This is a genomic window from Aquirufa sp. (assembly GCF_044239315.1).
Lineage (GTDB): Bacteria > Bacteroidota > Bacteroidia > Cytophagales > Spirosomataceae > Aquirufa.
This window is the reverse complement of record NZ_JBIIBQ010000019.1, coordinates 46824-56440: the sequence shown is the minus strand read 5'-3', so window position 1 is coordinate 56440 and position 9617 is coordinate 46824. Positions and strand designations below refer to the sequence as shown.

Sequence of the window (9617 nt, the reverse complement as noted above, 5' to 3'; positions counted from 1 at the left end):
GCACCTTGGTTCACTTCTACTTTGAACTCACGACGCATACGGTCGATGATGATCTCTAAGTGAAGCTCACCCATACCCTTGATGATCGTTTGACCAGTCTCTTCGTTTGACTCTACTTGTAACGTAGGATCTTCTTCGATCAATTTAGTGATCGCTTTAGAGAAGTTATCTGCATCAGCCGTTTTCTTAGGTTCGATTGCATAACCGATAACTGGCTCTGGGAAGTCCATTGCTTCTAATACGATTGGGTGTTTCTCATCAGAAAGAGTATCTCCCGTTTTGATGTCTTTGAAACCTACTACCGCACCGATATCACCAGCACCTAAGCGCTCGATCGCGTTTTGCTTGTTCGCGTGCATTTGGAAGATACGAGAGATACGCTCCTTATTTCCTGAACGGTTGTTCAATACATAAGAACCTGAATCTAATCCACCTGAATAGGCACGAATGAAACATAAACGACCTACGTAAGGATCTGTTGCAATTTTAAATGCCAAAGCCGCGAATGGCTCAGACTCACTTGGCTTACGCAAGATTTCAGCACCTGTATCTGGGTGAATTCCTTTAACGCCTTCTTTATCCATTGGAGATGGCAAGATAGCCATCACGTAATCCAACATCGTTTGAACACCTTTGTTTTTGAAAGATGAACCACAAAGCATTGGAACGATTTTCATAGAGATCGTAGCTGCACGTAAAGCCGCTAAGATTTCATCTTCTGAGATAGATGCTGGATCTTCGAAGTATTTCTCCATCAAAGACTCATCAAACTCAGCTACTGCTTCTAATAATTTCTCACGGTACTCAGTCGCCTCTTCTAACATATCATCTGGGATAGGTACCTCAGTGAATGTCATTCCTTTATCTGCCTCGTTCCATTTGATACCACGGAAGTTAACTAAGTCAACTACACCTTCGAATCCTTCTTCAGCTCCGATAGGCAATTGCAATGGCACTGCGTAGCTACCTAACATTTCTTTTACCTGCTTACACACGTTTAAGAAATCAGCGCCTGAACGGTCCATTTTGTTAACGAAACCGATACGTGCTACGTTGTAGTTATTTGCTAAACGCCAGTTAGTCTCTGATTGAGGCTCAACACCATCTACTGCAGAGAATAAAAATACTAGACCATCTAATACACGTAAAGAACGGTTTACCTCTACTGTAAAGTCAACGTGACCTGGAGTATCGATAATGTTGATGTGGTAATCTTGATCGCGGTATTTCCAACCTACTGTCGTTGCAGCAGAAGTGATCGTGATACCACGCTCTTGCTCTTGCTCCATCCAGTCCATTGTTGCCGCACCATCGTGTACCTCACCAATTTTGTGGGAAACCCCTGCATAATACAGGATACGTTCCGTAGTGGTGGTTTTACCCGCATCAATGTGCGCAGCAATACCGATGTTTCTAGTGAATTTTAAATCGCGTGCCATTTTAAAAGGTTAATTATGAAATGATTTTTTTAATCCGTTTGTGAATTGTTTGGTAATTACCAAGTACTTGGACAACATTCTCGTTCGAGTACTTGTTTAGGGGTGCAAAATTACTGAAACTTAGTTAAATACAAAAGTTTTTTCTAAATGATTAATACCTTTTTACAATTACTTTATCCCAAATGTTGTTTTGCCTGCGATCAAGTCCTAATTCGGTCTGAAAATTGGATCTGTACTCGCTGCCGATTCGAACTGCCTAGCCCCGGATTATTCCTAGAACAGCCTAATTGGATCTCACACAAGCTTGATGGCTTGATTGAATACGATCGAGTGCATGCTTATTTTTTGTTTGCCCAGGGAGGGAAGGTCCAACATTTGCTGCACCAGGTTAAATACAAAGGTCAGCAGGAATTAGGGAAATACTTGGGGGCCTGTGTGGGGCGGTCTTTTTCGTTGGCCGATTATGATGTAATTATCCCTATGCCTTTGCACTCATCGCGTTTGAAAGAGCGAGGCTATAATCAGGCGGCTTGTATTGCGAAAGGGATGGCAAGCGAGTCTGGTATTCCGTTTTCTGAAACACATTTATGGCGAACTAAACAAGGGGTTTCATTGATTGGGTTGAATCGAGCAGAGCGTTACGCTAGCTTAGAGGAGGTTTTTGAGATCAAGCGTCCAGAGGAGTTAGATGGGAAGCGAATATTACTAGTTGATGATACGCTGACGACGGGCGCGACTTTTTTAGCGGCAGGGGCAAAAATAAAAGCAGCCAGCACGGGGGAATTGTCTTTCCTGGCGCTGGCTGCTTTAAAGTGAATGGCTTATTTTGTGAATGGCTTATTTTCTCTTGGCGCCCGTAGCAATCATGGCACAACGGAACCCGATGGTTGAAGTAGCTGAGTCCTCATCTAAGAAACGACGCGTTCCTGGCGCTAACCAGAAGGGTAAGTCAGACCATGAACCTCCTTTATAAACACGAATCTTATTATCAATTAAGGATTGATTGTTCTTTTTATCATACTTGTCAGCTTTATCTAAGTCGTCATTTAAACGAACTGGATTTAAGTCGTTGAAGTCCTGATAAGATAACGGGCGATAAAGGTCAGCAACCCACTCGTTTACATTTCCTGCCATTTGGTATAGACCAAAATCGTTAGGGGAATAGCTGTAAATTTCTGCCGTGATAATAGCACCATCATTGTTTCTTCCAGCTAAACCAACATAGTCTCCTCGTCCTCTTTTGAAATTAGCCATCATCATACCTCTATTTTTTCCTAGTGGCTGACGCATCGAAGGGCCATCCCATGGATAAATACGCTGATTACTCTGATTTTCATCCTCTTGTTGCGTTCCGATCATTGCCTTCGCAGCATATTCCCATTCCGCCTCGGTAGGTAAACGGAAAGGAGGAAGTAGTCTACCCGAGGCTACATCTAACTCTTTTTTATTTTTTTTAGGCTTTTTGCCTTTAACATCTTTTTGGATATTGTTGATGGAATTATTTACCGCTGTGGTTCTCCATTTGCAGAAGTCATTGGCTTGTTTCCAAGACACGCCTACAACAGGATATAATCTAAATCCAGGATGTCTAAGGTATTGTTCTACATAGGGGTCATTATAGGCTAACTGATTTAACCAGACAGTGGTGTCTGGTAAGGCAGCCTCGTAGAATTCTTGAGTGGAATCTTTTTGAACAGCATTTAAATATTCCAAATAGTGAATATTCGCCATCTCTGTTTCGTCAATATAAAAGGACTGTATAGTGACTGTACGTTGGTAATTATCGTGTTTCCCTAAAACATCCTCGTCAGTCGCTCCCATGGTAAATCGCCCCCCTTCTATAAAGACAAGATTAGGACCTACCATGTCACCCACAAATTTAGAATTCGTTTGAAATCCGCCTTTCTTGTTGTAATCTACACCCGAAATACTAGAAGTTTTTCCAGGAGATAAGCTATTAGGCTTCTCGTTTTTCTTTAATTTGTTACAAGAGCTTAAGGCTCCGATGGCAAGAGAAATGAAAAGTATTAGTCTAAATTGAGTACGCATTTATATTCCTTTTACAATAGAATTAATTAACAAAGGTATTAATTACCCTAAAATATCCACTAAAATAGTATTTAATTCTTTAATACTACTCACCTTATCGATTTGTAAGATCATTTTTCCTGCTTTTTCTCTTAACTGACAAAGGCCTTTTTTGTTATTTACAAACGAAATCACTTTAACCACTAGGCTTTGATCAAGTGGTCGAGCGGACTCTGATGAAACGAAATGAAACTTCAGATTATTGTTTTTCAACAGGATTTTTTCAATTCCCAAAACCTGAGCCTTCCAACGACACTTCACTAATTCAATCATATCGTTCACCTCTTGAGGCAAATCGCCAAAACGGTCTTTGATTTCTTTAATAAAGGTGGCAAGTGTTTCTTCGTCTTCGATTTCATCCAAACGCGTATAGAGGGCAAGGCGTTCAGATATGCTCGTCACATATTCCTCCGGAATTAACACGCGCAAATCGGTTTCGATGGTGCAATCCACTTTCAAGCTTTCAGCCACCTGCTCTAAATCTACTTCGAAAAGTTTCCTAAACTCATTTTCCTTCAATTCCTGAACAGCCTCATCGAGTATTTTATGGTACATGTCGTATCCCAAATCATTGATAAATCCGCTTTGCTCCGCACCTAACAGGTTTCCGGCACCCCGAATATCCAAGTCGCGCATGGCCACCTTAATTCCATCGCCTAAATCGGAGAACTCCTCTAAGGCACTCAAACGCTTCCGCGCATCGCTGGTTAAATTCGCTAGGGATGGAGTCGCTAAGAAGCAATAGGCTTTCTTGTTTGACCGGCCTACGCGACCGCGCATTTGGTGTAAGTCTGAAAGCCCGAAATTATTCGCATTCAAAATGAAGATCGTATTTGCGTTCGGGATGTCGAGGCCAGATTCGATGATGTTCGTCGCCACAAGTACATCGTAATGGCCCTCGATGAAGCCCATCATGATTTTTTCGAGCTGGTCGCCTTCCATTTGGCCGTGTGCCACAGCGATTTTTGCATCTGGGACTAGGCGTAGGATGCGGTTCGCGATGCTTTCTAGTTCCCCTATTCGGTTGTAGACGACAAAAACTTGTCCTCCGCGACTGATTTCTTCTCGTACCCCATCACGCAAGACTTCATCTGATAAGACAATTAATTTGGTTTCAACCGGCTGGCGGTTTGGTGGTGGCGTCGCAATAATACTTAAATCGCGGGCCCCCATCAAAGAGAAATGGAGTGTTCTCGGTATAGGCGTCGCCGTTAAGGTCAACACATCCACATCCACACGCATCTCCTTCAGACGGTCCTTTACTTTCACCCCGAATTTTTGTTCTTCGTCGATGATCATCAATCCTAAACTCTTGAATTGCACATCCTTATTTACTAATCGGTGTGTCCCGATCAATATATCAGTTTGTCCGCTCGCAACTCGGGCCAGGGTCTCATTGATTTGTTTCGTTGATTTAAAGCGATTGATGTATTCCACTTTGCAAGGGAATGCAGCCAGACGATCATGGAAGGTACGGTAATGCTGCATCGCTAATACGGTCGTGGGCACAAGGACAGCGACTTGTTTCGAATCCGCTACGGCCTTGAAGGCAGCTCGAATGGCTATTTCTGTCTTCCCAAAACCTACATCCCCACACACCAATCGATCCATTGGGTGCGGTTTCTCCATATCGGCTTTCACGTCGATGGTTGCTTTCGCCTGATCTGGTGTGTCTTCATATAGGAAGGACGATTCAAGTTCTGCTTGTAAATAGGTATCAGGCGAGAAGGAAAAACCGGGTGCATTCTTACGCTTGGCGTAGAGAGATATGAGCTCTTTGGCAATATCCTTTACCTGCTTCTTCACCCGAGATTTCTTGTTGTCCCAGTCAGGTGAGCCTAGTTTCGACATGGAAGGAGGGGCTCCTTCCTTGCCAGAGTATTTCGAAATCTTATGTAGAGAATGAATTGAAACCGATAAGACGTCGTCGTCGCGGTAGATCAATCGAATGACTTCCTGCTCTCCGTTCGCGGTTTCAATTAAATTTAAACCGGCAAAACGCCCGATTCCATAGTCAATGTGCGTCACGAAATCGCCTACCTGAAGGGAACGTAATTCCTTTAAGGTTAAGGCCTTGTTCTTGGAGAACTTGTTCTTTTCCTTGTAGCGGTGGTAGCGTTCAAACAGCTGGTGGTCTGGGTAAAAGGCCACCTTTGTTTGTTCATCTACAAAGCCCTCGCGCAAGGAGATCTGCAAAGGTTTGAATTGAATACTCGTATTAATCTCGTTAAAAATCACCTCGAGGCGTTCTAATTGCCGCGGTGATTCCGAACTGATGATATTGTGAAAACCGTGTGTTTGGTTGTCTAATAAAGTCGTGGCTAGACGCTCAAAGTCCTTTTGGAATGCGCCCGGATTCTTCGAGGGAAATACGATGGTCTCTGAATTTTTCAGGTGGGATCGTTTGCCAAACTCGACACAGCCAAATCCTTGCAAAGATTTTTTAATCGTCTTCGCCGTTTCCCAGCGTTCCTCAGGCTTATTCAACAGATTGATGTCAGAGGAGGAATTGACCTCATAGACCATCGTCCCTTTTTCAAAATTCTCCGACAATACATCGCTCAGGATACTTAGATCTTTGATCCAGATCTTGGTGTTATCGGGCAAAAAGGTGAAGAAAGATTCCCGTGTTTCTTGAATCAGCTTCGTCTGCACATCGGGAATGAGGTGCATGGCAGAAACGGATTGAATGGAAAGCTGGGTTTCTGGGTGAAATGTTCGGATGCTATCGACTTCATCGCCGAAGAAGTCAAGTCGATAGGGGTATTCCGCGGCATACGAGAAAACGTCCAAAATTCCTCCACGCACCGAATATTGGCCTGCTTCGTAGACAAAATCGGTTCGTTCAAAATCGTATTCGTTCAGCGTTTCGGCCACGAAATTGCGGTCGATTTTATCTCCTACACGAATGGATAGGGTATTTTTCACTAAAGACTTTCGGTTAATCACCTTCTCGGTCATCGCCGCGGGGTAGCTGACGATGGCGAGGCTTTGGCCATTGTAATTACTTAACATGTTGAGCACTTCTGCTCGCAATAACACATTCGCGTTGTCCACTTCCTCCCATTCATAGGGTTTCTTGTGGGACATCGGGAATAGGATCACAGAAGTGTCACCTACGAGCGACTGAAGATCGTTGTAAATGTATTGAGCTTCCTCTTTTTCCTCGCAAATAATCAGAAAGGGCTGTTGCTCCTTTAAAAGGGCAGACATCAAAACGGTGTCGAGGGAGCCGCAGAGGCCTTTTAGGTGGAGGGATTCGCCCGGTTTGGACGTAGTTATTTTATCAGAAATGCTTTGGACAATTCCGTCGCTCTGGTAGATACTTAGAAATTCTTTGACGATCATACGTTCAAAAATCCCCCACAAAATTTACGTAGGGCTTGCAAAGGTAGGAAATTTTGTATCTTTGTGCATCTACAAAAAGGGGTGCCCGTAAAAAAGGCTGAGATTATACCCATTGAACCTGATGCGGGTAGTGCCGTCGAAGGGATTTTGTCGAGTTTTTAGCGCTGAAAACTCAAAAAAATCGTCAATGTAAGGGTTAAAAAGTTAAATCATAACAGGATTTGGCTCCTTTACCTGTTGCTAAAATTTCAAAAAAATGAAAAAGGCAACAACGCTTATTATTACGCTTATTTTATGTGCGCAAACTCTTTTTGCGCAACGACTACAAGGAATCGTTTTCGATCAGGAGACTAAAGCTCCTTTATGGGGTGCTTCCGTTTCAGTGAAAGGATCTCCTAAAGGGAATGTAACTGATTCGAAAGGACGGTTTCAACTCGCAATTTCACCTAATTCAACTATTGCTGTGAGCTTTGTGGGCTATGAGCCGGTAGAAGTTTCGGCAGATCAAGCGAACAAAATCGGGCTGAAAAAATCCAATTACTTACAAGACGAAGTCGTAGTCCGCGCCACCCGGGCGGATGAAAATTCGGCGATGGCCTATTCTAACGTCTCTGCAGAAGAATTAGGGAAGTCAAACCTAGGTCAAGACATGCCTATGTTGTTAAACTTTACTCCTTCGGTGGTCACTACTTCTGATGCGGGTGCGGGTATTGGTTACACCGGAATTCGTATTCGGGGATCAGATGCCACCCGTGTCAATGTAACCGTGAATGGTATTCCGATTAACGATTCAGAGTCTCAAGGTACCTTCTGGGTGAATATGCCAGACTTTGCGAGTTCAGTGAATTCAGTTCAAATCCAGCGCGGGGTAGGAACGTCTACGAATGGCGCCGGTGCTTTTGGAGGTTCAGTTAATATGCAGACGAATACCTTTGAGTCCGAGGCGCATGGAGAGGTACATGCCTCTGGTGGGTCTTTTGGAACGCTTAAAACAACACTTAAGGGAGGTTCAGGGCTTTTAGGAGGGAAATTTACACTAGATGGTCGATTATCCCGCATCGAATCCGATGGTTTTATCGACCGCGCCTCGTCAGATTTAGTGTCCGCTTATTTCTCTGCGGGCTATTTTGGCAAAAAAAGCTTCGCCCGTTTTAACTACTTTACCGGAAACGAAAAGACTTATCAGTCTTGGTATGGAACTCCAGAAAGTAGAATCACTGGTTCTGTAGCTGAAATGCAGGCCTTTATCGATCGCAATTATTTAAGCCCCCAGGATGCCGATAATTTATTGAAAAGTGGTCGTACCTATAATTTTTATACCTACGATAATCAGACCGATAATTATGCGCAGGATCACTTTCAACTCATCACGAATCACCGATTGACGGAGGCTTGGAACTTGGATTTGAATGCACATTATACGTATGGTCGCGGGTACTTTGAAGAATTTAGACCTGGTACTGATCTGAACAATTATGGCATTGCATCTTCGCTAAAAAGCGTGGACCTTATTCGCCGCAAATGGTTAGATAATGATTTTTATGGATCGACTTTTGCTTTGCATTATACCGGTTCTCAGAAAATTAAATTTACGTTCGGAGGAGCATGGAATCGCTATATTGGACGCCATTTTGGGGTATTGCAGGATCCATTTCCGGGAAGAGAGTGGTACCGTAGTCGATCTCAAAAAACAGATTTAAACTTGTATGCAAAAGGGAATATCATTTTGTCTTCGGCGTGGAACGCCTATGTAGATATGCAATACCGAACGGTAGGCTATCGCATGTTAGGAACAGCAGATAAGTTTTTATCGATAGATTCTGATAATACGTACTCCTTTTTCAATCCTAAATTTGGTCTGACTCATCAACTTTCAGAAAAATCAAAAGTGTACGGTTCTGTCTCAGCAGGAAGTAAAGAGCCGAGTCGCCAGGATTTTGTAGATAATGCAGCCGGGGCTCCTCGTCCGGAATATCTGCAAGATTACGAGTTAGGTTATGAGCGTTCAGGCCAAAAATATGGATTGCAATTGAATGGTTATTTCATGAATTACCAGGATCAATTGGTGTTGACAGGGGCTGTCAATTCAACTGGCGATGCCATTCGGACAAATGTGGAATCGAGTTACCGTCTAGGTTTAGAGACCATGCTTAACATCCAAATTTCAAAGCGCCTAGTTTGGAGTGGAAATGTGACAGTAAGCCAAAACCGGATCCGTCAATTCAAGGAGGAAATCGTTGATTATGATACCTATGATATGGCTTTTATTGATCATGAAAACACAGATATTGCCTTTTCTCCTTCGGTCATTTATGGAAGTACGTTAACCTATACGGCAGGGGCTTTTGAAGCAAGTCTGTTACGTAAATATGTAGGGAAGCAGTATTTAGATAATACATCAGATGATGCTCGATCGCTCGCTGCCTATAACACACATGATATTCGATTGAAATACACGCTGAAGAAAGGGCCAGTTTTCACGCTATTGTTAAACAATGTGTTAAATGAGCAGTATTCATCTAATGGCTACACCTATTCATACCGTTACGCAGGTGCTATGACAACAGAAAACTTCTACTATCCGCAAGCCGGATTTAATTTCTTAGTAGGAGCGAGTATACGCTTTTAAACATTAATTAATTTTTTCTAATCAATATTTCCATTTAATAAACGTTTTTTTAAATATATCACGTATACATCTGATATTCAAGTATTTGCATAATTATTTTTTTTGACAATATA

General features: G+C 42.8%; 5 protein-coding genes and 1 riboswitch. Of the genes, 2 read left to right on the top strand and 3 right to left on the bottom strand.

The genetic code is table 11. From position 1 onward, the window contains the following. On the bottom strand, positions 1 to 1439 hold a 1439-nt coding region (gene fusA, locus ACILP5_RS08185; RefSeq protein WP_395618170.1), incomplete at its 3' end, for an elongation factor G. Between the two features lie 147 nt (positions 1440 to 1586). On the opposite strand from fusA, the gene ACILP5_RS08180 reads away from it, so the two are divergent. Then, the gene (locus ACILP5_RS08180) at positions 1587 to 2255 is read left to right on the top strand and encodes a ComF family protein (RefSeq protein WP_395618169.1); all 669 of its coding nucleotides are present in this window, start codon (positions 1587 to 1589) and stop codon (positions 2253 to 2255) included. Positions 2256 to 2276: 21 nt separating this feature from the next. Here ACILP5_RS08180 and gldJ read toward each other — a convergent pair whose 3' ends face one another. Together gldJ and mfd are read right to left on the bottom strand one after the other, a co-directional pair. Next, positions 2277 to 3488: a gliding motility lipoprotein GldJ gene (gldJ, locus tag ACILP5_RS08175; protein ID WP_395618168.1), complete on the bottom strand. Its 1212-nt coding sequence runs from the start codon at positions 3486 to 3488 to the stop codon at positions 2277 to 2279. 42 nt (positions 3489 to 3530) lie between these two features. Continuing rightward, entirely contained in the window at positions 3531 to 6875 is a 3345-nt protein-coding gene (mfd, locus tag ACILP5_RS08170; protein ID WP_395618167.1) for a transcription-repair coupling factor, read from the bottom strand. Positions 6876 to 6942: 67 nt separating this feature from the next. Next, a riboswitch (TPP riboswitch) is annotated at positions 6943 to 7037 on the top strand. 94 nt (positions 7038 to 7131) lie between these two features. Here mfd and ACILP5_RS08165 point away from each other — a divergent pair. Next, positions 7132 to 9504, top strand: a complete 2373-nt coding sequence (locus ACILP5_RS08165; protein WP_395618166.1) for a TonB-dependent receptor — start codon at positions 7132 to 7134, stop codon at positions 9502 to 9504. Positions 9505 to 9617: the final 113 nt, after the last annotated feature.